General features: G+C 61.8%; 22 protein-coding genes and 1 tRNA gene. 2 read left to right on the top strand and 21 right to left on the bottom strand.

Annotated elements, in window-relative coordinates; translation table 11 throughout:
* Positions 1-107: 107 nt before the first annotated feature.
* A complete protein-coding gene (locus tag PSV38_RS05035; RefSeq protein ID WP_300540286.1) occupies positions 108-1,349 on the bottom strand; it encodes a YihY family inner membrane protein in 1,242 nt (413 codons plus the stop codon).
* 62 nt (positions 1,350-1,411) lie between these two features.
* Between PSV38_RS05035 and PSV38_RS05030 the strand changes: the two genes are divergently transcribed.
* Complete coding sequence (locus PSV38_RS05030; protein ID WP_300540284.1) at positions 1,412-1,843, top strand: DUF2069 domain-containing protein; 432 nt, start codon at positions 1,412-1,414, stop codon at positions 1,841-1,843.
* 15 nt (positions 1,844-1,858) lie between these two features.
* Entirely contained in the window at positions 1,859-3,355 is a 1,497-nt protein-coding gene (locus PSV38_RS05025) for an FAD-binding oxidoreductase (protein WP_300540283.1), read from the top strand.
* Positions 3,356-3,368: 13 nt separating this feature from the next.
* Here the strand turns inward: PSV38_RS05025 and PSV38_RS05020 are convergent, their stop codons facing one another.
* The 20 genes from PSV38_RS05020 to PSV38_RS04925 all read right to left on the bottom strand — a co-directional run.
* The gene (locus PSV38_RS05020) at positions 3,369-3,965 is read right to left on the bottom strand and encodes an NUDIX hydrolase (protein WP_300540281.1); all 597 of its coding nucleotides are present in this window, start codon (positions 3,963-3,965) and stop codon (positions 3,369-3,371) included.
* Between the two features lie 4 nt (positions 3,966-3,969).
* Positions 3,970-4,284 (bottom strand): DUF2818 family protein, encoded by a 315-nt coding sequence (locus PSV38_RS05015; protein WP_300540280.1) that lies wholly within the window; start codon positions 4,282-4,284, stop codon positions 3,970-3,972.
* Between the two features lie 6 nt (positions 4,285-4,290).
* Positions 4,291-5,772, bottom strand: coding sequence for an NADH-quinone oxidoreductase subunit NuoN (gene nuoN, locus PSV38_RS05010; protein WP_300540278.1), 1,482 nt, complete (start codon positions 5,770-5,772; stop codon positions 4,291-4,293).
* A gap of 14 nt (positions 5,773-5,786) precedes the next feature.
* Positions 5,787-7,265: an NADH-quinone oxidoreductase subunit M gene (locus PSV38_RS05005; RefSeq protein WP_300540277.1), complete on the bottom strand. Its 1,479-nt coding sequence runs from the start codon at positions 7,263-7,265 to the stop codon at positions 5,787-5,789.
* 24 nt (positions 7,266-7,289) lie between these two features.
* Positions 7,290-9,317 (bottom strand): NADH-quinone oxidoreductase subunit L, encoded by a 2,028-nt coding sequence (gene nuoL, locus PSV38_RS05000; protein WP_300540275.1) that lies wholly within the window; start codon positions 9,315-9,317, stop codon positions 7,290-7,292.
* A 27-nt stretch (positions 9,318-9,344) separates the two neighbouring features.
* Positions 9,345-9,656 carry an NADH-quinone oxidoreductase subunit NuoK gene (gene nuoK / locus PSV38_RS04995; protein ID WP_230179292.1) on the bottom strand — a complete coding sequence of 104 codons (312 nt, stop codon included), beginning with the start codon at positions 9,654-9,656 and terminating at the stop codon, positions 9,345-9,347.
* Positions 9,653-10,309 (bottom strand): NADH-quinone oxidoreductase subunit J, encoded by a 657-nt coding sequence (locus PSV38_RS04990; protein WP_300540273.1) that lies wholly within the window; start codon positions 10,307-10,309, stop codon positions 9,653-9,655. Before PSV38_RS04990 ends, nuoK begins: the two co-directional genes overlap by 4 nt.
* Positions 10,310-10,321: 12 nt before the next feature.
* Positions 10,322-10,825: an NADH-quinone oxidoreductase subunit NuoI gene (nuoI, locus tag PSV38_RS04985; RefSeq protein ID WP_300540271.1), complete on the bottom strand. Its 504-nt coding sequence runs from the start codon at positions 10,823-10,825 to the stop codon at positions 10,322-10,324.
* A 12-nt stretch (positions 10,826-10,837) separates the two neighbouring features.
* Complete coding sequence (nuoH, locus tag PSV38_RS04980; protein ID WP_300540269.1) at positions 10,838-11,896, bottom strand: NADH-quinone oxidoreductase subunit NuoH; 1,059 nt, start codon at positions 11,894-11,896, stop codon at positions 10,838-10,840.
* Positions 11,897-11,912: 16 nt separating this feature from the next.
* A complete protein-coding gene (gene nuoG / locus PSV38_RS04975) occupies positions 11,913-14,243 on the bottom strand; it encodes an NADH-quinone oxidoreductase subunit NuoG (protein ID WP_300540268.1) in 2,331 nt (776 codons plus the stop codon).
* A gap of 104 nt (positions 14,244-14,347) precedes the next feature.
* Positions 14,348-15,691 (bottom strand): NADH-quinone oxidoreductase subunit NuoF, encoded by a 1,344-nt coding sequence (gene nuoF, locus PSV38_RS04970; RefSeq protein WP_300540266.1) that lies wholly within the window; start codon positions 15,689-15,691, stop codon positions 14,348-14,350.
* A 15-nt stretch (positions 15,692-15,706) separates the two neighbouring features.
* Positions 15,707-16,192, bottom strand: coding sequence for an NADH-quinone oxidoreductase subunit NuoE (gene nuoE / locus PSV38_RS04965; protein WP_300540357.1), 486 nt, complete (start codon positions 16,190-16,192; stop codon positions 15,707-15,709).
* Between the two features lie 23 nt (positions 16,193-16,215).
* The gene (locus PSV38_RS04960; protein WP_300540264.1) at positions 16,216-17,469 is read right to left on the bottom strand and encodes an NADH-quinone oxidoreductase subunit D; all 1,254 of its coding nucleotides are present in this window, start codon (positions 17,467-17,469) and stop codon (positions 16,216-16,218) included.
* 2 nt (positions 17,470-17,471) lie between these two features.
* Positions 17,472-18,083 carry an NADH-quinone oxidoreductase subunit C gene (locus PSV38_RS04955; RefSeq protein WP_300540262.1) on the bottom strand — a complete coding sequence of 204 codons (612 nt, stop codon included), beginning with the start codon at positions 18,081-18,083 and terminating at the stop codon, positions 17,472-17,474.
* 18 nt (positions 18,084-18,101) lie between these two features.
* Positions 18,102-18,578 carry an NADH-quinone oxidoreductase subunit B gene (locus tag PSV38_RS04950; RefSeq protein WP_300540260.1) on the bottom strand — a complete coding sequence of 159 codons (477 nt, stop codon included), beginning with the start codon at positions 18,576-18,578 and terminating at the stop codon, positions 18,102-18,104.
* A gap of 10 nt (positions 18,579-18,588) precedes the next feature.
* Positions 18,589-18,948, bottom strand: coding sequence for an NADH-quinone oxidoreductase subunit A (locus PSV38_RS04945; RefSeq protein WP_230179739.1), 360 nt, complete (start codon positions 18,946-18,948; stop codon positions 18,589-18,591).
* A gap of 195 nt (positions 18,949-19,143) precedes the next feature.
* A tRNA-Leu gene (locus PSV38_RS04940) sits at positions 19,144-19,228 on the bottom strand.
* Between the two features lie 129 nt (positions 19,229-19,357).
* Positions 19,358-19,699, bottom strand: coding sequence for a preprotein translocase subunit SecG (gene secG, locus PSV38_RS04935; RefSeq protein ID WP_300545581.1), 342 nt, complete (start codon positions 19,697-19,699; stop codon positions 19,358-19,360).
* Positions 19,700-19,731: 32 nt separating this feature from the next.
* Entirely contained in the window at positions 19,732-20,481 is a 750-nt protein-coding gene (tpiA, locus tag PSV38_RS04930; protein ID WP_300545595.1) for a triose-phosphate isomerase, read from the bottom strand.
* Positions 20,482-20,492: 11 nt separating this feature from the next.
* On the bottom strand, positions 20,493-21,202 hold a 710-nt coding region (locus PSV38_RS04925), incomplete at its 5' end, for a S1 RNA-binding domain-containing protein (RefSeq protein ID WP_300545578.1).

The raw sequence follows: 21,202 nt of genomic DNA, 5'->3' as shown, positions 1-21,202 counted from the left end.
CGGGCTCAAACCCGCGCAAATTCTGAGCTTTTGAAGCGCAAACCGTGCCCGAATGCCCAACAGGCACGCGGTCGGCTGGGGTTCACCCTGCATTGGCTCGCACAGTGTTACGTTAAAGACTGTCGCAGGGTCAATTCGTCCAGTTTGGCGGCTGCCCAAAATCCATCGGTGAAGCCGTCGGGCTTGAGTAAAAGGCGCCCCACCAGGGGCGCCATGACCGCCTGGTCAGGATCGCACAGAAGCACAAAACGGCCGCCGCCTTCCGCATCAGGCTCGTCCAGCCGAGCCACCCAGTCCAGCTCCACCAGGGTCTCCAAAATGGGCTCGATCTGCAGCGGATCGGTGCGCAGCAGGGCAGCCAGTCCCTCTGCGGAATGACCTTTCTGCTGAGCATGTTGCACGGCGGCCAAAGCCTTGAGCAAGGCCAGGCTCAGCTGAAATCGGTGCCCCGGCGTGTCGGGCCACCGCTTTACCCGCGACAGCAGGCTGGGGGTGTAGGCGGCGATCACCGCCCCCATCAGCACGATCACCCAGCTCAGGTAGATCCAGACCAAGAAAATGGGCACGGCCGCGAAGGCACCATAAATGGTCGAGTAGATCGGCACCTTGCCAAGGTACAGGGCCAGCGCCTTTTGCCCCAGCTCCAGCGTGCCCGACACAAACAGCGCCCCGCCCCACGCGTGCTCCCAACGCACGTAGGTGTTGGGCACGAATCGAAACAGCGCGGCAAACCCCGCAGTTTGCAAGCTGAAGACGATCAGCCCCAGGAAAAACTCGACACCACCCGGCAACTCGTCTACCAGCCCCCGCGAGGCCGACAGCAAGTAAGAGGTCACCGACAAGCTGGCACCCAGCACCAGCGGCCCCAGCGTGAGCGCCGACCAGTACACCAGCACGCGCTGTGCCATCGGCCTGGGCGTGCGCACGCGCCAGATGGCGTTGAGCGTGCGGTCGATGGTCAGCATCAAGGCCAGGGCGGTCACGGCCAGGACGATCAAGCCCATGCCCCCCAACTGGCTGGCCTTGAGCGCAAATTTGGTCAGCGACAACAGCACTGGCTTGGCGATGGCATCGGGCACGAAGCCCTGGATGAACTGCAGCTCCAGCGTCTTGCGAAACCGTGCGAACACCGGGAAGGCGCTGAACAAGGCCAGCATCACCGTGAACAAGGGCACCAGCGCGATGGTGGTGGTGAAGGTCAGGCTGCCAGCGGTGATGCCAAGGCGATCTTCCCGAAAACGCTGACGCAAGGTCACCAGGGTCTCGGCCCAGGGCCACTGCTTCAAGGCCAGGATCAGGGCCGACCAACGCTGATGCGCCGCCTTCCACACGGTCAATTTCGAAATCATCTGGCTATGATGCCAGCCATGGTGCGCCAACGACGCCACTGCCCCCAACCTGCCCCACTTTGATGCCTGACAACTTCGATCCCTTGCCCGTCATCCCACTGGGTCAGCACCCGGCCTCGCGCCTGCGCGCCATCAACCACGTGCGCTGGATCGCGTTTGGCTCGCTGGTCGGCCTGATCGTGCTGGGCTTGCTGTGGGAGTTGCAATGGGCCCCGCTGAAGGGTGGCACGGGCATGCTGGCCCTGAAGGTCTTGCCACTGGTCTTCGGGCTCACCGGGTTGATCAAGCACCGCATGTACACCTTCCGCTGGCTGTCCTTGCTGGTGTGGTTGTATTTCACCGAAGGCGCCATGCGGGCCACCAGCGACACGGGCCTCAGCCAGATCCTGGCAGGCATTGAAGTGGCCTTGAGCCTGAGCCTGTTCACCGCCTGCGCGGTCTATGTGCGCCTGCGCCTCAAGGCAGGCAAGCCCGCCCCTGCCACCCCGGCCTAGACCGCCGTTCAGCCCATGTCCAGCAACCACGTCTTTCTGGAGTCCTTGCGCCAGTTGCTGGGCGACGACGGCTTGATCCTGCCCGGCAACGAGGCCACAGGCGTGCTGGCGCCGTACCTGCACGACTGGCGGGGTCGCTATGTGGGCCAGGCCTTGGCCATTGCCCGCCCGCGCGACACCATGCAAGTGGCCGCGGTGGTCAGGCTGTGTGCCCGCCACGGCGTCAGCCTGGTGCCTCAAGGCGGCAACACCAGCCTCGTCGGCGGATCCATCCCGAATGGCAGCGGCACCCAGTTGCTGCTCAACCTGCAACGCCTGAACCAGCTTGTGGCCGTGGACCGCGCCAACCTGTCGATGACCGTCCAGGCGGGTTGCCTGCTGGCCCAGGTTCAAGAGGCGGCTTCGCAAGCCGGACTGCTCTTCCCCTTGAGCCTGGCGGCCGAGGGCTCTTGCACCGTTGGCGGCAACCTGGCCACCAACGCGGGCGGCACCCAGGTGCTGCGTTATGGCACGGCCCGAGAGCTGTGCCTGGGCTTGGAAGTCGTCACCGCCCAGGGCGAAGTTTGGGATGGCCTGACCGCCTTGCGCAAGGACAACAGCGGCTACGACCTGCGAGATTTGTTCATCGGCAGCGAAGGCACGCTGGGCATCATCACCGCCGCCACGCTGCGCCTGTTCCCTCAGCCTGTCGGGCAAGTGACGGCGCTGGCGACCTGCCCCAGTTTGGACGCTTGTGTGGCGCTTTTGCAAAGCGCGCGCGCGCGGCTGGATGCGGGCCTGACCGGTTTCGAAGTCATGCACGCCTGGCCCCTCGCCCTGGTGCGGCAATACTTGCCTGAACAGGCACGCGCCATGGCACCTTTGGTGAGCGACGCCATCGAAGGAATCACAGGCCCCGTTCCCGAGTGGACGGTCCTGATCGACACCACTCATGCGGAGTCCGATCTGGCGGCCCGCACTGCCCTGGAAGCCTTGTTAGCCCAGGCCGTGAGCCAGGGCCTCGTCCTTGACGCCACCATCGCTCAGAACCACACGCAGAACCACGCCATGTGGGCCCTGCGCGAGGCGATCCCCATGGCCGAACGCCAGGAAGGGCTCATGGTCAAGCACGACATCGCGGTGCCCACCTCGGCCATTCCGGAGTTCGTTCGCACCACTCAGGCTCTATTGGCCCATGCCTTTCCAGGCTGCAAGATCGTTTGTTTCGGGCACCTGGGCGATGGCAATCTGCACTACAACGTGCAGGGTCCGCCCGGCCTGCCCAGCGCCACCTTCCTGGCCGAGCACGAAGCCGAGGTCAACCGCCTGGTCTACGACACGGCCTTGCAGTTGGGGGGCACGCTGTCGGCCGAGCATGGCATTGGCCAGCTCAAGCGCGATGAGCTCGCGCGGCGCAAATCAGCGGTTGCCTTGGGCATGATGAAGGCGATCAAGCAGGCCTTGGATCCTGGGGGTTTGATGAACCCGGGACGATTGATCAGTGTTGACCAGCTTCCTGGGCCAAGCACCTGAGTGCGAAGGTCAGTCAGGCGATCTCTTGCCAGTCCAAGGGCCAGACACCAGCCAGCCACTGCTTGAGCCACATCATCCCGACGATGGTCTTGGCATCGGTCAGCAAACCTTGTTGCATCCACACGTCCAGCTCATCGGCCGTGGCCGTGAACACGTCCAGGAACTCGCCGTCGTCCAGGTGGCGCTCACCCAGCGTCAAGTCATCGGCGAACCAGATCTCGATGATCTCGGTGGCATAGCCAATCACGGGGTGCATGATGCCGGCCTTGGCCCACCGCTTGGCGCGGTAGCCGGTTTCTTCCCACAGCTCGCGTTGCGCGCAGGCCAAGCCGCCCTCGCCCCCATCCAGCTTGCCGGCGGGGAACTCGATCATGGTCTGGCGAACAGGATAGCGGTACTGCCGCTCCATCACCAGGCCGCCATCGGGCAGGATCGCGACGATCATCACGGCGCCTGGATGCACCACGTACTCGCGCCCAGCTTCCCGGCCATTGGGCAAGCGAACGCGGTCACGGCGCAGGTCAATGAAATGACCTTGGTAGACCTGGTGCGATTCGATCGTTTCTTCGCGCAGGTGGTCGTCGTTGAAGGCTGGCGTGGGCTGGTTCATCAGCTCAGTGCACCGCATTGCGACGCAGGTAGCGCCACACAAAACCGGGAAAAGCCAGGGTCAGGAAAGTCAGCATGCCCACGGCATAGAACTCCCAGCGCTGGGGGCTGGCTTGGCCCAACTGCCCCTCCAGGGCTCGCCCCAGGCCAAAGACCAGGCTGGCGTACACCAGCAACTCCAGCAGCCGCACGAAGAGTGACTTGGGCACGCGCGTCGGGCCCAGCAAGAACAGCCGGTTATTCAAGAAAGGGGCGTTGGCCGCCAGCATGGCCACTGCCAACACGGCGACCACCGCCCACACCGGGATCAAGCCGCCCATGCTCGATCAGCCCGCCAGCGACTGGGTGATGGCGCGAGCGCACAAGGCCATCAAGCCGCCAGGCAGGATGCCCAGGCCCAACACCGCGATGGCATTGACCGACAGCAAGGCCCGGGCCTCGCCACTGGCCGTGACCGGGGTGGTGTCGGTGGGCTCGTCAAAGTACATGACCTTGACGATGCGCAGGTAGTAAAAAGCGCCCACCAACGAGAGCATCACGGCAGCAATGGCCAACTGCAGGTGCAAAGCCGAGCTGGTGGTCACCAGCGACTGCAGCACCGCCAGCTTGGCGTAGAAACCCACGGTGGGCGGCAAGCCTGCCAACGAGAACATGAAGATCGCCATCACAGCGGCCATCTGGGGGCTGCGTTTGTTCAGGCCCGCCAGGTCAGAGACCTGCTCGGATTCGAAACCGGGGCGCGACAGGAACATGATGATGCCGAAGGTGCCCAAGGTGGTCAGCACATACGTCAGCACGTAGAACAAGGCCGAGCCATAGCCATTGCTGGATGACAAGGTATTGCCCGACACCACGCTGGGCACGAAGCCCAGCAACATGAAACCCAGTTGCGCAATGCCGGAGTAAGCCAGCATGCGCTTGAGGTTGGTCTGTGCAATGGCCGCCAGGTTGCCCAGCGCCATCGAAGCCACGGCGAGGATCATCAGCATCTGCTGCCAGTCGGTGGCGGTGTTGATCAGGCCTTCCACCAACAGTCGGATGGTGATCGCGAAGGCGGCCAGCTTGGGGGCACCTGCCACCATCAGCGTGGCAGCGGTGGGCGCACCTTGGTACACGTCGGGGATCCACATGTGGAAAGGCACGACCCCCAGCTTGAAGGCCAGGCCCGACACGATGAACACCAGACCGAATACCAACACCTGCTTGTTGATCTGGCCCGACAGCGTGGCCTTGTAGACCTCACCCAGGTCCAGCGAACCAGTGGCGCCGTACATCATCGACAGGCCGTACAGCAGGAAGCCACTGGCCAGCGCGCCCAGCACGAAGTACTTCATGGCGGCTTCGGTCGATTGCGAATGGTCACGGCGCAAGGCCACCAATGCGTACGACGACAGCGACATCAGCTCCAGACCCAGGTAAATGGTCAGGAAGTTGTTGCCGATGATCATGATCGAGATGCCCAGCAAAGCGAACATGCTCAGGGTGAACAACTCGCCCTTGAGGATGTCGCGCGCACCGGCATAGGTCTGCGCATAGACCAGGCTGGCCATCACGGCCAAAGTGGCGCAAAAGCTCAGCAAATGCCCCATCGGGTCGGTCACCACCATGCGCTGCATGGCATAGCTGGAACTGCTGACGTCCAGCGCGCCCAGGTGCAGGCCCGCCACGGCGGCCAGCGACACCATGGTCAGGATGTAGGTCGGCAAGCGACGCGGATGGGTCACGAACAGATCCACCAGCGCAATCACGCAAGCCATGGTCAGCAACAAGATCTCGGGGGCGACCGCGAGCCAGTTCAGTTGTGTCATGTTGTTCTCGGGCCTCAGTTCAGCTTGCTTTGTGCCACGTGCTTGAGCAGCTCGGTCACGGACACGTGCATCGCATCGGTGAAAGGCTTGGGCTGGATGCCCATCCACAGCACGGCAACGGCCAGGATGGCCATGATCAGGAATTCGCGGGCATTGAGGTCGGTCAGGCCACGCACATCGTCATTGGCGATGTCGCCCAGGTACACGCGCTTGTACATCCACAGCGTGTAGGCCGCGCCAAAGATCAGCGCGGTGGCGGCCAGCAGGCCGATGAGGAAGTCGAACTGAACCGCACCCAGGATCACCATCCACTCGCCGACGAAACCCGCGGTGCCCGGCAGGCCGCAATTGGCCATCGAGAACAGCAAGGCAAACGCCGCGAACTTGGGCATGGTGTTGACCACCCCGCCGTAGCTGGCGATTTCGCGCGAGTGAACCCGGTCGTACAGCACGCCGATGCTCAGGAACATGGCGCCCGACACGAAGCCGTGGGCAATCATCTGCACCAGGCCGCCGGACATGCCCAGCTCATTGAAGATGAAGAAACCCAGGGTGACGAAGCCCATGTGCGCGATGGACGAATACGCCACCAGCTTTTTCATGTCCTGCTGCACCATGGCCACGAGGCCGATGTAGATCACGCCGATCAGCGACAGCGTGATCACCACAGGGGCGAACTCACGGCTGGCATCCGGGACGATGGGCAGCATGAAGCGCAGGAAGCCGTAGCAACCCAGCTTCAGCATGATGGCGGCCAGCACGACCGAACCACCCGTGGGCGCCTCGACGTGGGCGTCGGGCAACCAGGTGTGCACCGGCCACATCGGCACCTTCACGGCAAAGGCCGCGAAGAAAGCGCCGAACAGCAGCGACTGAGCCAAGGCCGGAAGGGGCAGCTTGTGCCAGGTCAGGATGTCGAAGCTGCCACCCGACTTGTAGTACAGGAAGATCAGCGCGATCAGCATCAACAGCGAGCCGAGCAGCGTGTACAGGAAGAACTTGAACGCCGCGTAGACCCGGCGCGGTCCGCCCCACACGCCGATGATGATGTACATCGGGATCAGCGTGGCTTCGAAGAAAACGTAGAACAGCAGCCCGTCGATGGCCGAGAACACGCCGATCATCAGGCCCGACAGGATCAGGAAGGCGCCGTAATACTGGTGGGGACGGTCTTCAATGACCTGCCAGCCCGCCAGCACCACGATGATGGTGATGAACGCCGTCAGCGGCACGAACCACATCGAGATGCCGTCAACGCCCAGGTGGTAGAACACGTTGAAGCGTTCGATCCAGGCGGACTTCTCGACGAACTGCATGGCCGCTGTGCCATTGTCGAATTGAGCCATCAACGGGATGGTGGCCAGGAAGCCGACGATGGCGCCGATCAGCGCAATCCAGCGGGTGACCTTGGCGTTTTCCTGACGGCCGATGGCCAGCAGCAAAGCCCCGAACGCCACCGGAATCCAGATGGCCAGAGAAAGGGTATTGGACATTGTTTGCATGAACTGGTCCCGCGCTCAATGTTGCATGAACACGAACCATGTCATGAGGGCGAACACCCCCAAGATCATGACCAGCGCGTAGTGATAGAGGTAACCGGTCTGGAACAGGCGCACCAGCGAACTGATCAGGCCGACCAGCTTGGCCGAACCATTCACGGCCAAGCCGTCGATGAGGGTCTCGTCGCCGATCTTCCACAGGCCACGGCCCAGCAGACGGGCGCCAGCGGCCAGCACGTTTTCGTTGAACCAGTCGAGGTAGTACTTGTTCTCGCCGATGACGATCAGCGGACGCAGCACGCGAGCAAAGAAGGCCGGGATCTGCGGCGCGACCATGTAGAACACGTAGGCCGTGACCACACCGCCCAGTGCCAGCCAGAACGGCAGCGTGCTCAGGCCGTGCAAGGCCATGGCGGTGGCGTCGTGGAACTCGTGGGCCAACTCTTCCATGGCGGGATGGCGTTCCAGATCGACAAAGATCGCACTCTTGAGGAACTCGCCAAACAGCATGGGCTGGATGGTGAACCAGCCGATCACGACCGAGGGAATCGCCAGCAGCACCAGCGGCACCGTCACCACCCAGGGTGATTCATGCGGTGTGTGCGCATGATGGTGGTCACCGTGGCCATGGGCATCAGCGTGGTCGTCGTGATGGTCGTGCTCGCCCGGGAAAGGCTTGTGGTGGAAATGTTCCTTGCCATGGAAGACCAGGAAATACATGCGGAAGCTGTAGAAGGCGGTCACGAAAACCCCGGCGATCACGGCGAAGTAGGCAAAGCCTGCCGCTGGCAGATGGCTGGCGTGCACGGCTTCAATGATGCTGTCCTTCGAATAGAAGCCCGAGAAGAACGGCGTGCCAATCAGGGCCAGCGAGCCCAGCAAGGACGTGATCCAGGTGATGGGCATGTACTTGCGCAGGCCGCCCATGTTGCGGATGTCCTGATCATGGTGCATGCCCATGATGACTGAACCCGCGCCGAGGAACAGCAGCGCCTTGAAGAAGGCATGCGTCATCAGGTGGAACACGGCCACGTTGTAGGCGGACACGCCCAGGGCCACGGTCATGTAACCCAGTTGCGACAGCGTGGAATACGCCACCACGCGCTTGATGTCGTTCTGGATGATGCCCAGAAACCCCATGAACAGCGCCGTGATCGAACCGATCACCACGATGAAGTTCAGCGCGGCATCGGACAACTCGAACAGCGGCGACATGCGTGACACCATGAAGATGCCCGCCGTCACCATGGTGGCGGCGTGGATCAGAGCGGAGATGGGGGTCGGGCCTTCCATCGAATCAGGCAGCCAGACGTGCAGGGGGAACTGCGCCGACTTGCCCATGGCGCCGATGAACAGGCAGATGCAGATCACCGTGATCAGCGACCAGTCGGTCTTGGGCAGCGTCAGCGCGGCCAGGTCGCTGCCCTTGGCGAAGATCTCGGTGTAGCTGAGCGAGCCGGTGTAGGCCACGATCAGGCCAATGCCCAGGATGAAGCCGAAGTCGCCCACCCGGTTGACCAGAAAGGCCTTCATGTTGGCGAAGGTGGCCGTGGGCTTTTTGAACCAGAACCCGATCAGCAGGTAGGACACCAGGCCCACCGCTTCCCAGCCGAAGAACAGCTGCAGCAGGTTGTTGCTCATCACGAGCATCAGCATCGAGAAGGTGAACAGCGAGATGTAGCTGAAGAAGCGCTGGTAACCGTCGTCTTCTGCCATGTAGCCGATGGTGTAAATGTGCACCATCAGCGAGACGAAGGTCACCACGCACATCATCATGGCGGTGAGGCCGTCGACCATGAAGCCGACTTCCATCTTCAGCGACCCGAGGGTCATCCATTCATAGACCGTCTGGTTGAAATGCGCCCCGTCCTGGACCACCGCTTGCAGCGTCATGGCCGAGAAGATGAAGGCAATCAACACACCCAGGATGGTCAACACGTGGGATCCGCGGCGGCCAATGGCCTTGCCGAACAGGCCGGCCGCGATCGAACCCACCAGCGGCGCCAAGGGCACGACCAGCAGGTTGTTGAGAGTGAGCTCTGACATTGTTATGGTTCTCCTGACGCCCGCCGATCAACCCTTGAGGGTGTCGAGCTCGTCCACGTTGATCGATTGCCGATTGCGGAACAGCACCACGAGGATGGCCAGGCCAATCGCCGATTCGGCGGCTGCCACCGTCAGGATGAAGAACACGAAGACCTGCCCGTCCATGTCGCCCAGGTAGTGGGAGAACGCGACGAAGTTCATGTTGACGGCCAGGAGCATCAGCTCGATGGCCATCAGCAGCACGATCAGGTTCTTGCGGTTCAAAAAGATGCCGATCACGGACATGGCGAACAAGATCGCGCCCAGTGACAGGTAGTGTCCAAGGGTCACAGCGGTCATGCCTGACCTCCAGAGGGATTGGCGGGGGTGGAGGAGTCCACAGGGGCAGCAGGCTTTTCAACCACGGCATCGACCTTGACGATGCGCAAGCGGTCGGCCTTGGTGGCTTTGACTTGCTCAGCCGGGTTTTGATAATGCGAGTCCTTGCGGCGACGCAGTGTCAAGGCGATGGCCGCGATGATGGCCACCAGCAGGATGACCGCCGCGATCTGCACCGGGAACAGGTAGTGCGTGTAGAGCTCAATGCCCAGCGCCTTGGTGTTCGGGTACTTGGCCACTTCAGGCGGGAAAGCCTTGGGCAGGCCCAAATCGAACCCCCGGGTCAGCACGAAGGCCATTTCCAGCGCGATGACCACACCGATCAAACCGGCCAGTGGGAAGTGCTTCCAAAAGCCTTGGCGGATCGAGTCGATGTTGATGTCCAGCATCATCACCACGAAGAGGAACAGCACCATGACCGCCCCCACGTAGACGAGCACCAGCGCAATGGCCAGGAATTCGGCTTGCAAGAGCATCCAGATGCAGGACGCGCTGAAGAAGGCCAGCACCAAGTGCAGGGCCGCGCTGACCGGGCTTTTCGCGGTGATCACGCGAAAGGCCGCATACAGCAGCACGAAGGAAAAAACGTAGAAGAGCGCAGTTAAGGTGTCCATGTGTTTGTCGGATCAGCGGTACTTCGCGTCCGCCTCCTTGCTGGCTGCGATTTCTTTTTCGTAGCGGTCGCCCACGGCCAGGAGCATGTCCTTGGTGAAGTACAGATCGCCACGCTTTTCGCCGTGGTATTCAAAAATGTGCGTCTCGACGATCGAATCGACCGGGCAGCTTTCTTCGCAGAAGCCGCAGAAGATGCACTTGGTCAGATCGATGTCGTAGCGCGTGGTGCGGCGCGAGCCGTCGTCACGCACTTCGGACTCGATGGTGATGGCCATGGCCGGGCAAACGGCTTCGCACAGCTTGCAGGCGATGCAGCGCTCTTCGCCGTTGTCGTAACGGCGCAGGGCGTGCAGGCCACGGAAGCGCGGCGACATGGGCGTCTTTTCTTCCGGAAACTGCACCGTGATGTGTGGTTTGAGGAAGTGGCGGCCCGTCAGGGCCAGGCCCTTGAACATCTCCGCGAGGAAGAAGCTCGAGACGAAGCTCTTGAGAGAGAAGCTTGCAGTGGTGCTCATGGTGGCGGCCCCTTACTTCCAGATGTTCCAGGGAGACATGATCCAGCCCCCCACGATCACCAACCACACGAGGGTGATCGGGATGAAGATCTTCCAGCCCAGACGCATGATCTGGTCGAAACGGAAGCGGGGAAACGATGCCCGCACCCACAGGAACATGGTCACGATGAGGAAGGTCTTGCCAAACAGCCAGATCCACCCGGGGATGAAATTCAGGGCGTGCACTGGCGCCAGCCAGCCACCGAAGAACATGACGGCAGCCAAGGCCGACACCAGGATCATGTTGGCGTACTCGGCCAGGAAGAACATGGCGAAGGCCATGCCCGAGTACTCGACCATGTGGCCGGCCACGATTTCCGACTCGCCTTCCACCACGTCAAAGGGGTGGCGGTTGGTTTCAGCCAGGCCGGAGATGAAGTAGACGACAGTGATGGGCAGCAAAGGCAGCCAATTCCACGACATGAAGCTCCAGCCCTCGCTGGCGAACATGCCCTTGTCTTGCGACAGCACGATGTCGCTCATGTTCAGAGAGCCCGACACCATCAGCACGATCACCAAGCAGAAGCCCATGGCGATTTCGTACGACACCATTTGGGCCGAAGCGCGCATGGCGCCCAGGAAGGCGTATTTGGAGTTGGACGCCCAGCCCGCGATGATCACGCCATAGACTTCCAGCGAGGTGATCGCCATCAGGAACAGCAGACCGGCGTTGACATTGGCCAGCACCACTTCAGGACCAAACGGCACGACCGCCCACGCGGCCAGCGCCGGCATGATGGTCATGACAGGGCCGAGGAAGAACAGGCCCTTGTTGGCGGCCGACGGAACAATGATCTCCTTGAAGATCAGCTTCACGGCGTCTGCGATGGGCTGCAGCAGGCCATAAGGACCTGTGCGGTTGGGACCGGGACGCACTTGCGTCCAGCCAATGAACTTGCGCTCCCACAAGGTCAGGTAGGCCACGCATCCCAGCAAAGGCAGCAAAACGCAGACGATCTTGATCAGCGTCCAGACCACGGGCCAGGCGCCTCCCAGGGCACCTTCGCCAGCTGTGTAAATGGTATCGATCATGTGATGTTCCTTGGCCTCAGACCTTGTCGACGCCGAGTTTTTCAACCCGAATGGCACCGAACTGGGCACCCAACGAAGACGTCAGGGCATGGCCTGCGGGCACGCGCACCACATTGGCAGGCAAGCTGGCATCCAGCTCGGCGCTCAAGGTGGCGGAGCCCTTGTCTTGCGACACCCTCACCTGCGCACCATCGGCCAGTCCCAACTCGGCCCACAAGGCCTTGGACAGGCTGACCACGGGTGGCTTGGCGTCAGCCGTTTTTTGCAGGGACTCAGAGCGGCGCACCAGGGCATCGGCGCTGTAAATGGGCACATCGGCGATGCGCTCCAGCCCACCTGTTGAGCCTTGCAACTGGATCGTGGCCGTGCTTTGGTTCGACAAGCGCGAAGGGATCGCGGCCAAGTCGCCCAGCGCGGCAGCGCGGACTTCTTCGGAGGTCTCGAACTCGAAGCCCGGAATACCGAGCATGTTGCCCAGCACGCGCAGCACCTTCCAGGCCGGACGGGTGTCGCCCAGGGGCTTGACCACGCCATGGAAACTTTGCACGCGGCCTTCGGCGTTCACGAACGTGCCGGAAGTTTCGGAGAACGGCGCGATGGGCAGCAGCACATCGGCGTAGTCGTTGGCGCCGGACTTGAAGGCCGAGAGCGACACGACCATTTGCGCGTTGTTGACCGCAGCGCGGGCCGCCGAGGGATTGGCAGCATCGAACTCGGGTTCGGCGTTCAGCAGCAGCACGGCCTTGATCTGCTGGCCGGACAGCATCTGACCAGCGTTCAAACCGCGCTGCTGGGGCTGAGCACCCACCAGTTGCGCGCCGACGGTGTTGGCTGCTTCACCCAAGAAGCCGACGGTGGCGCCGGTTTGCTCGCCAATCCAGTTCGCCAGGGCGTGCAGGACCCCAGCTTGCGGGTGATGCACGGCGGCATTGCCCAGCAGGATGGCTTTCTTTTCGCCAGACAGCAGCGATGCCGCCACGGCCTGGGCCGCTGGGGTGGCATTGCCTTGCGCAGGGGCCGACACGCCCTGACTTTCGGCCACGGCCACGGCCACATCGGCCAGGGTCTGGGCCCAGGCGCTTGGCGCCACGACGATGCGTTGCGAGATGGGCAGCAGCCAGTCGTCGGTGGTGGCGCCGATCACATTGACCTGCGCACCGCGCTTGGCGGCATGGCGCAGGCGCGACGAGAACAGCGGATGATCCTTGCGCAGGAAGGAGCCGATCACCAAAGCCCGGTCCAGTGTGGACAGCTCGGCGATGGGCAGGCCCAGCCATGTCGCGCCTGGCGTGATGGTGAAATCAGATTGACGCAGGCGGGTGTCGACATTGTCGCTGCCCAGACCACGCACCAGTTGACCCAGCAGGTACAACTCTTCCACCGTGCTATGGGCCGTGCCCAGTGCACCAATGGCTTCGGCGCCATGGTCGTTCTTCACGCCCTTCAGGCCGTTGGCAACGTATTCCAGCGCGGTGGTCCAGTCAACTTCGCGCCACTGGCCGCCCTGCTTGAGCATGGGCTTGGTCAGGCGCTGGTCGCTGTTCAAAGCTTCGTAGCTGAAGCGGTCGCGGTCGGCGATCCAGCATTCATTGACGGCTTCGTTTTCCAGAGGCACCACGCGCAGGACCTTGCCGCTCTTCACTTGAACGATCAGGTTGGCGCCGGTGGAGTCATGCGGCGACACGCTCTTGCGGCGTGACAACTCCCAGGTGCGAGCCTGGTAGCGGAAGGGCTTGCTGGTCAACGCGCCAACGGGGCAGATGTCGATCATGTTGCCCGACAGTTCGGAGTCGACCGTGTTGCCCACGAAAGTGGTGATCTCGGCGTGCTCACCGCGGTGGATCATGCCAAGCTCCATCACACCGGCGATTTCCTGGCCGAAGCGCACGCAGCGGGTGCACTGGATGCAGCGGCTCATCTCTTGCATCGAGATGAGCGGGCCCGCCTCCTTCTTGAAGACCACACGCTTTTCTTCTTCGTAGCGCGAAGAAGAAGCGCCATAGCCCACGGCCAGATCCTGCAACTGGCACTCGCCGCCCTGGTCACAGATCGGGCAATCCAGCGGGTGGTTGATCAGCAAAAACTCCATCACGCCCTGTTGGGCCTTGATGGCTTTGTCGCTCTTGGTGCGCACGATCATGCCTTGCGTCACTGGCGTAGCGCAGGCCGGCATCGGCTTGGGCGCCTTTTCGATGTCCACCAGACACATGCGGCAGTTGGCCGCGATCGACAACTTCTTGTGATAGCAGAAGTGCGGGATGTAAGTGCCGTTTTGCTCGGCCGCATGCATGACCATGCTGCCTTCAAGCACCTGGACTTTCTGTCCGTCGAGTTCGATTTCAACCATGTTTGTACTCACCTTTACCCGCGTGCGACCGGCCTTCCGCCGGGCCGCCCCAAGGAAGGCCAGCCCCCTCGGGGGGCAGCGAGGTATTCCGAGCGTGGGGGCAGTTATACATAGGCAGGGACCACGCAGGTCTTGTGTTCGATGTGATGAATGAATTCATCGCGGTAGTGCTTGATGAAGGCGCGCACCGGCATGGCGGCGGCATCGCCCAGCGCGCAGATGGTGCGGCCCTGGATGTTGTCGGCCACGGAGTTCAGCAGGTCGATGTCTTCGACGCGGCCATGGCCCTTCTCGATGCGGTCAACCATGCGCCACAGCCAGCCCGTGCCTTCGCGGCAAGGCGTGCACTGGCCACAGGATTCGTGCATGTAGAAGTAGGACAGGCGTTGCAGGCTCTTGACCATGCAGCGGGTTTCGTCCATCACGATCAGCGCGCCCGAGCCCAGCATGGAGCCGGCCTTGGCGATGGAGTCATAGTCCATCGTGCATTCCATCATGATGTGCGCGGGCAGCACGGGCGACGACGATCCACCGGGGATCACGGCCTTGAGCTTCTTGCCGCCACGCACGCCACCCGCCAGCTCAAGCAGCTTGGGGAAAGGCGTGCCCATGGGGATCTCGTAGTTGCCAGGACGCTCGACGTCGCCGCTGACCGAGTACAGCTTGGTGCCGCCGTTGTTGGGCTTGCCCACTTCGAGGAAAGCCTGGCCGCCGTTGCGAATGATCCAGGGCACCGCCGCGAAGGTCTCGGTGTTGTTGATCGTGGTGGGCTTGCCGTACAAGCCAAAGCTGGCCGGGAACGGTGGCTTGAAGCGGGGCTGGCCCTTCTTGCCTTCGAGCGATTCGAGCAGCGCGGTTTCTTCGCCGCAGATGTAGGCGCCAAAGCCATGGAAAGCGTGCAGCTGGAAGCTGTACTTGCTGCCCATGATGTTGTTGCCAAGCATGCCGGCGGCGCGCGCTTCTTCCAGGGCAGCTTCGAAGCGTTCATACACCTCGAAGATCTCGCCGTGGATGTAGTTGTAGCCCACGCTGATGCCCATGGCGTAGGCCGCAATCGCCATGCCTTCGATCACGATGTGCGGGTTGTACATCAGGATCTCGCGGTCCTTGCACGTGCCCGGCTCGCCCTCGTCGGAGTTGCACACCAGGTACTTCTGGCCGGGGAAAGCGCGGGGCATGAAGCTCCACTTCAAACCCGTGGGAAAACCGGCGCCACCACGGCCACGCAGGGCCGAGAGCTTCACGTCAGCAATCACTTGCTCAGGCGTCATGCCCTCGCCGCCGTCCAGACCCAGGATCTTGCGCAAGGCCGTGTAACCGCCGCGCGCCTGGTAATCCTGCAGGCCCCAGTTCTTGCCGTCCAGATCAGCGTAGATCTGGGCATTGAGGTGCCGACCGTGGAAAACAGTTTCCTGGCCGGTCGATTGGAATTGGGAAAGGTCCAACATCTGTGTGGTCCTCGATTATTTGGCGTTGGCCTTGAGCGTGTCGACCAACGCATCGAGGCGGTCGTTACTCATGAAGCTGACCATCTGGCGGTCATTGACCATCAGCACTGGCGAATCGGCGCAAGCGCCCATGCATTCGCTTTGCTGCACGGTGAACAGGCCATCGGCCGTGGTCTCGCCTGCTTCGATGCCCAGCTTGTGGCACAGGTGCTCCAGGGCCTTTTGGCCATCACGCAACTGGCATGGCAGGTTGGTGCACACGTTCAGCTTGAACTGGCCCACCGGCTGCTGGTTGTACATGTTGTAGAAGGTGGCGACCTCGCGCACCGCGATGGGCGCCATGCCCAGGTACTCGGCGATCAGCTTCTCGCCTTCGGGCGAGATCCAGCCGTTCTCGTGCTGGAAGATGGACAGGCAGGCCATCACCGCGGATTGTTTCTGATCGGCCGGGTACTTGGCCACTTCGCGGTCGAAACGCGCTTTGGTTTGTTCGCTGAGCATGGGTTTGTCAGTCATCTCGCTTCTTAGCGGTCGATCTCACCGAACACGATGTCCATCGTGCCGATGATGGCCACGGCGTCGGCCAGCATGTGGCCACGGCTCATTTCGTCGAGTGCGGCCAGGTGCGGGAAGCCCGGCGCGCGGATCTTCAAGCGGTAAGGCTTGTTGGCACCATCGCTGGACAGGTAGATGCCGAACTCGCCCTTGGGATGCTCCACGGCCGCATAGGCTTCGCCTTCCGGCACGTGGAAGCCTTCGGTGAAGAGCTTGAAGTGGTGGATCAACTCTTCCATCGAGGTCTTCATCTCGAGGCGGGAAGGGGGGGCCACCTTGTGGTTGTCAGTGATGACCGGGCCGGGGTTGGCACGCAGCCAATCCACGCACTGTTTGATGATGCGGTTGGACTGGCGCAGCTCTTCCACGCGGACCAGGTAGCGGTCGTAGCAGTCTCCGTTCTTGCCCACGGGAATGTCGAAGTCCATGCGGTCGTAGACATCGTAGGGCTGGTGTTTGCGCAGGTCCCAGACGATGCCTGAACCACGCAGCATGGCGCCTGAGAAGCCAAGGTTCAGAGCCCGCTCGGGCGAGACCACGCCGATGCCCACGGTGCGCTGTTTCCAGATGCGGTTGTCGGTCAGCAGGGTTTCGTATTCGTCGATCAAGCCAGGGAAACGCTGCGTGAAATCGTCGATGAAGTCCAGCATGGACCCCTGGCGGTTTTCGTTCAGGCGCGCAATGGTCTTGGCGTTCTTGATCTTGCTGACCTTGTACTGCGGCATGGTGTCCGGCAGGTCGCGGTAAACGCCACCCGGACGGAAGTAGGCGGCGTGCATGCGCGCGCCTGATACGGCTTCATACAGGTCGAACAGGTCTTCGCGTTCGCGGAAGCAGTAGATGAGGATGTTCATCGCACCGCAGTCGAAACCGTGACAGCCCAACCACAGCAAGTGGTTCAGCACCCGGGTGATCTCGGCGAACATCACGCGGATGTACTGGGCACGCTCGGGCACGTCGATGCCCATCATCTTCTCGATGGCCAGGCAGTAGGCGTGCTCGTTGGCCATCATCGAGACGTAGTCCAGGCGGTCCATGTAGGGCAGCGACTGGATGAAGGTCTTGGACTCGGCCAGTTTTTCAGTGGCGCGGTGCAGCAGACCGATGTGCGGGTCAGCGCGCTGGATGACTTCGCCGTCGAGCTCGAGCACCAGGCGCAGTACGCCGTGGGCAGCCGGGTGCTGGGGCCCGAAGTTCAGGGTGTAGTTCTTGATCTCGGCCATGATTACTTCAGGCCTCCGTAGTTGTCTTCACGGATGATGCGCGGGGTGATCTCGCGCGGCTCAATCGTCACCGGCTGGTAGATCACGCGACGCTGTTCGGGGTCGTAACGCATTTCAACGTGGCCCGAGGTCGGGAAGTCTTTGCGGAAGGGGTGGCCGATGAAGCCGTAATCGGTGAGGATGCGGCGCAGATCGATGTGACCTTCGAAGATGATGCCGTACAGGTCAAAAGCTTCGCGCTCGAACCAGTTGGCAGAACTCCAGACGTCGTTGACCGAGGCCACCATGGGCAGGTCGTCATCGGTGGCGAAGACCTTCAGGCGGAGGCGCCAGTTTTTTGCCACGGACAAGAGGTGGCTGACCACGCAGTAACGTGGACCTTCGGCATAGATCGAAGCGGCGCCATCCTTGTACGTGGAGTAGTCCATCCCACACAGGTCCTGAAGCTGCTCGAAGCGCAGTTCAGGGTGGTCGCGCAAGGTGGTGGCCACCTGGATGTATTGGGCGCTGGACACGGTCAGGGTCAGTTCGCCCTTGAGGTTGTCCAGCCGCTTGACGGCATCGCCCAGCACAGAGTGCAGCGCGGCTTGCAGGGTGTCGAGTTTGGTGCTCATTGAAACAGTCCTGCGCTCTCAGCGGGCAATGGTGTTTTCGCGGCGGATCTTGGCCTGCAATTGCAGAACACCGTACAGCAGGGCCTCGGCCGTGGGCGGGCAGCCCGGCACATAGACGTCCACTGGCACGATGCGGTCGCAACCGCGCACCACCGAGTAGCTGTAGTGGTAATAACCACCACCGTTGGCACACGAGCCCATGGACAGCACCCAGCGGGGTTCAGCCATCTGGTCATAGACCTTGCGCAAGGCTGGTGCCATCTTGTTGCACAAGGTGCCTGCCACGATCATCAGGTCGGACTGACGGGGGCTGGGACGGAACAGCATGCCGAAACGGTCGATGTCGTAGCGCGCTGCCCCTGCGTGCATCATTTCAACCGCGCAGCAGGCCAGGCCAAACGTCATCGGCCACAAGGAGCCAGTCTTGGACCAGTTGATCAGCGTGTCCGCCGATGTGGTGATGAAGCCCTCTTTGAAGACGCCTTCGATACCCATGTTGATTACCTCATTCCCAGTCCAGGGCGCCCTTTTTCCACTCGTAGGCAAAGCCCACGACGAGGATGCCCAAAAACAGCATGATGGCGGTGAAGCCTGCCATGCCCACTTCCTTCAGGGCCACAGCCCAGGGGAAGAGAAAAGCGATTTCCAGATCAAACAAAATGAACAGAATGGCCACGAGGTAGTAGCGCACGTCGAACTTCATCCGCGCGTCTTCAAAGGCCTCGAAGCCACATTCATAAGGGGAATTTTTAGCTGCATCAGGACGACGCGGGCCCAGCAGGAAGCCAAGCAACTGAGGGACCACCCCGACTCCGACACCCACCAAGATGAAGAGGATGACGGGCAGGTAATTCTCAAGATTCATCATGACTGGCAGCTCTCAGGCAGGACAGAACAGGCAACATGCGATTGAAACACATTCGAAAAGCAAAAAGCGCGCTGAGCTGCGAACTCACACGCGCCTACCTTAGGTGGCTTTGCAACACTGTCCGCGAACATCAAGCAAAATAGCGAGAAGCAGGCTGATCATTGGGTGGTGCGAAGACACGGTTTGAACACTTGGTGCCGACGGCGAGACTCGAACTCGCACAGCTTTCGCCACTACCCCCTCAAGATAGCGTGTCTACCAATTTCACCACGTCGGCATGGGGCTAAAACAGACCACACGGCCTGCATTGAACATCAAGTTCGGCTTGCTTGAGGCTTGCTCACCGAAGACTTACATTCTAACCCGAAATTGAATGAGGGGAGCGTTGCGCCCACCCCATTGAAGCTCATTTCGTGGGAATCAGCGCGGCGCCGGAAGCCGATTTCGCGGCAGCAGAAGCTGCGGCTGCAGGCTGGTCAAACACGCTTGGCTGATCCGTCGGGGAAGCGCGGTGGTTGCCCACATACGCCAAACCCAGCGTGGCCAGGAAGAACACCGTGGCTGCCACCGCGGTGGAGCGCGACAGAAAGTTGGCACTGCCGGTGGCGCCAAACAGGCTGCCGGAAGCACCACTGCCAAAGGATGCACCCATGTCGGCGCCCTTGCCATGCTGAACCAGCACAAGGCCGATCATGGACATGGCCGAGATGATCTGGAGCACTTGCACCAGGGTTGCAAAAACTTGCATGTTGTCAAAACTCCAGATGTAGCTGCGCAGCCTCAGGCGGCGCGGGCAATGGCGGCGAAATCGGAAGCCTTCAAGGAGGCTCCGCCAATCAGGCCACCGTCAATGTCGGCTTGAGAGAAGAGCTCGGCGGCATTGTCAGACTTGACACTGCCGCCATAGAGCAAGGGCACCGTGACCGCCGAGGCCTGCGCCGCCTTGAGCTGCGCACGCAGGAAAGCGTGCACGGCCTGAGCCTGCGCGGGTGAAGCGGTCTTGCCGGTACCAATGGCCCAGACCGGCTCATAGGCCACCACCACCTTGGTCACATCAGCACCCAGGGTGTCGGTCACAGCCTTCAACTGGCGAGCAACCACCGATTCGGTCTGATCAGCCTCGCGCTCGGCCAAGGTTTCGCCCACGCAAACGATGGGCACCAAGCCCTGCGCCAACGCAGCCTTGGCCTTGTCGGCCACCAGTTGATCACTTTCAGCATGGTAGCCGCGGCGCTCGGAGTGCCCCACGATGGCGTAGTGCGCACCGAATTCACGCACCATGGCGCCCGACACCTCACCGGTGTAGGCACCCTGGGCTTGAGCAGACACGTCTTGCGATCCAAAGGTGATGGCACTGCCCTGCAGCGTTGCCGCCACCTCTCCCAGGTAGGGGAAAGGCACGCACACCACCACATTCGATCGCGGCGCCGAAGCGCTCAGATCGGCCTGAAGCAAACCTTTGAGGAGTTCGGCATTGGCAGCGCGGCTGCCATGCATCTTCCAGTTGCCGACGACGAGTTTCTTGGACAGGGCCATGACCATCACACTTGCTGTTGCTCTTGATCTGGCGAACCACCACGGTCACCGCGATCGCCACGGTCATTGCGATCACGGCCACCACGGTCGCCGCGGTCGCCGCGGTCACCACGATCGGAACGCTCGCGCTCAGGGGCCATGCCCTCAGGACGCTCTTGCAGCACCTTCATGGACAGCTTGACGCGGCCCTTTTCGTCGGTTTCCATGACCTTGACCTTGACGATCTGGCCTTCGGTCAGATAGTCGGAGACCTTCTCGACGCGCTCGTGGGCGATCTGGCTGATGTGCAGCAGGCCGTCCTTGCCAGGCAGCAGGTTGATCAGGGCACCAAAGTCGAACAACTTGGTGACAGGGCCTTCGTAGACCTTGCCAATTTCGACTTCGGCCGTGATCTCGGCGATGCGCTTCTTGGCTTGTTCGGCCTTGTCGGCGTCCGTCGACGCGATGGTGATCGTGCCGTCTTCGCTGATGTTGATCTGGCAGCCGGTCTCTTCGGTCAGCGCACGGATGGTGGCGCCGCCCTTGCCGATCACGTCACGGATCTTGTCGGCGTTGATCTTCATGGTGTACAGACGGGGCGCGAATTCCGAGACTTCGGTGTTGGCGCCCGACATGGCTTCGACCATCTTGCCCAGGATGTGCAGACGGGCTTCCTTGGCTTGCGCCAGCGCCACTTGCATGATTTCCTTGGTGATGCCCTGGATCTTGATGTCCA

Origin of the sequence: Aquabacterium sp. (assembly GCF_029946005.1) — a bacterium.
Lineage (GTDB): Bacteria > Pseudomonadota > Gammaproteobacteria > Burkholderiales > Burkholderiaceae_C > Aquabacterium.
The sequence above is the reverse complement of the archived record's forward strand: the minus strand, read 5'-3'. Positions and strand labels throughout refer to the sequence as shown.

What these genes read in the sequence shown, in the direction of transcription:
- PSV38_RS04950 (WP_300540260.1), bottom strand. Translation starts at nt 18,578, where the DNA reads ATGGGTATCGAAGGCGTCTTCAAAGAGGGCTTCATCACCACATCGGCG.
- PSV38_RS05025 (WP_300540283.1), top strand. Translation starts at nt 1,859, where the DNA reads ATGTCCAGCAACCACGTCTTTCTGGAGTCCTTGCGCCAGTTGCTGGGC.
- PSV38_RS04945 (WP_230179739.1), bottom strand. Translation starts at nt 18,948, where the DNA reads ATGAATCTTGAGAATTACCTGCCCGTCATCCTCTTCATCTTGGTGGGT.
- nuoG (WP_300540268.1), bottom strand. Translation starts at nt 14,243, where the DNA reads ATGGTTGAAATCGAACTCGACGGACAGAAAGTCCAGGTGCTTGAAGGC.
- nuoN (WP_300540278.1), bottom strand. Translation starts at nt 5,772, where the DNA reads ATGACACAACTGAACTGGCTCGCGGTCGCCCCCGAGATCTTGTTGCTG.
- nuoH (WP_300540269.1), bottom strand. Translation starts at nt 11,896, where the DNA reads ATGATCGATACCATTTACACAGCTGGCGAAGGTGCCCTGGGAGGCGCC.
- PSV38_RS04960 (WP_300540264.1), bottom strand. Translation starts at nt 17,469, where the DNA reads ATGGCCGAGATCAAGAACTACACCCTGAACTTCGGGCCCCAGCACCCG.
- nuoL (WP_300540275.1), bottom strand. Translation starts at nt 9,317, where the DNA reads ATGTCAGAGCTCACTCTCAACAACCTGCTGGTCGTGCCCTTGGCGCCG.
- secG (WP_300545581.1), bottom strand. Translation starts at nt 19,699, where the DNA reads ATGCAAGTTTTTGCAACCCTGGTGCAAGTGCTCCAGATCATCTCGGCC.
- nuoK (WP_230179292.1), bottom strand. Translation starts at nt 9,656, where the DNA reads ATGACCGCTGTGACCCTTGGACACTACCTGTCACTGGGCGCGATCTTG.
- nuoF (WP_300540266.1), bottom strand. Translation starts at nt 15,691, where the DNA reads ATGTTGGACCTTTCCCAATTCCAATCGACCGGCCAGGAAACTGTTTTC.
- PSV38_RS05015 (WP_300540280.1), bottom strand. Translation starts at nt 4,284, where the DNA reads ATGGGCGGCTTGATCCCGGTGTGGGCGGTGGTCGCCGTGTTGGCAGTG.
- nuoI (WP_300540271.1), bottom strand. Translation starts at nt 10,825, where the DNA reads ATGAGCACCACTGCAAGCTTCTCTCTCAAGAGCTTCGTCTCGAGCTTC.
- PSV38_RS04955 (WP_300540262.1), bottom strand. Translation starts at nt 18,083, where the DNA reads ATGAGCACCAAACTCGACACCCTGCAAGCCGCGCTGCACTCTGTGCTG.
- PSV38_RS04990 (WP_300540273.1), bottom strand. Translation starts at nt 10,309, where the DNA reads ATGGACACCTTAACTGCGCTCTTCTACGTTTTTTCCTTCGTGCTGCTG.
- PSV38_RS05035 (WP_300540286.1), bottom strand. Translation starts at nt 1,349, where the DNA reads ATGATTTCGAAATTGACCGTGTGGAAGGCGGCGCATCAGCGTTGGTCG.
- PSV38_RS05005 (WP_300540277.1), bottom strand. Translation starts at nt 7,265, where the DNA reads ATGTCCAATACCCTTTCTCTGGCCATCTGGATTCCGGTGGCGTTCGGG.
- PSV38_RS05020 (WP_300540281.1), bottom strand. Translation starts at nt 3,965, where the DNA reads ATGAACCAGCCCACGCCAGCCTTCAACGACGACCACCTGCGCGAAGAA.
- PSV38_RS05030 (WP_300540284.1), top strand. Translation starts at nt 1,412, where the DNA reads ATGCCTGACAACTTCGATCCCTTGCCCGTCATCCCACTGGGTCAGCAC.
- nuoE (WP_300540357.1), bottom strand. Translation starts at nt 16,192, where the DNA reads ATGCTCAGCGAACAAACCAAAGCGCGTTTCGACCGCGAAGTGGCCAAG.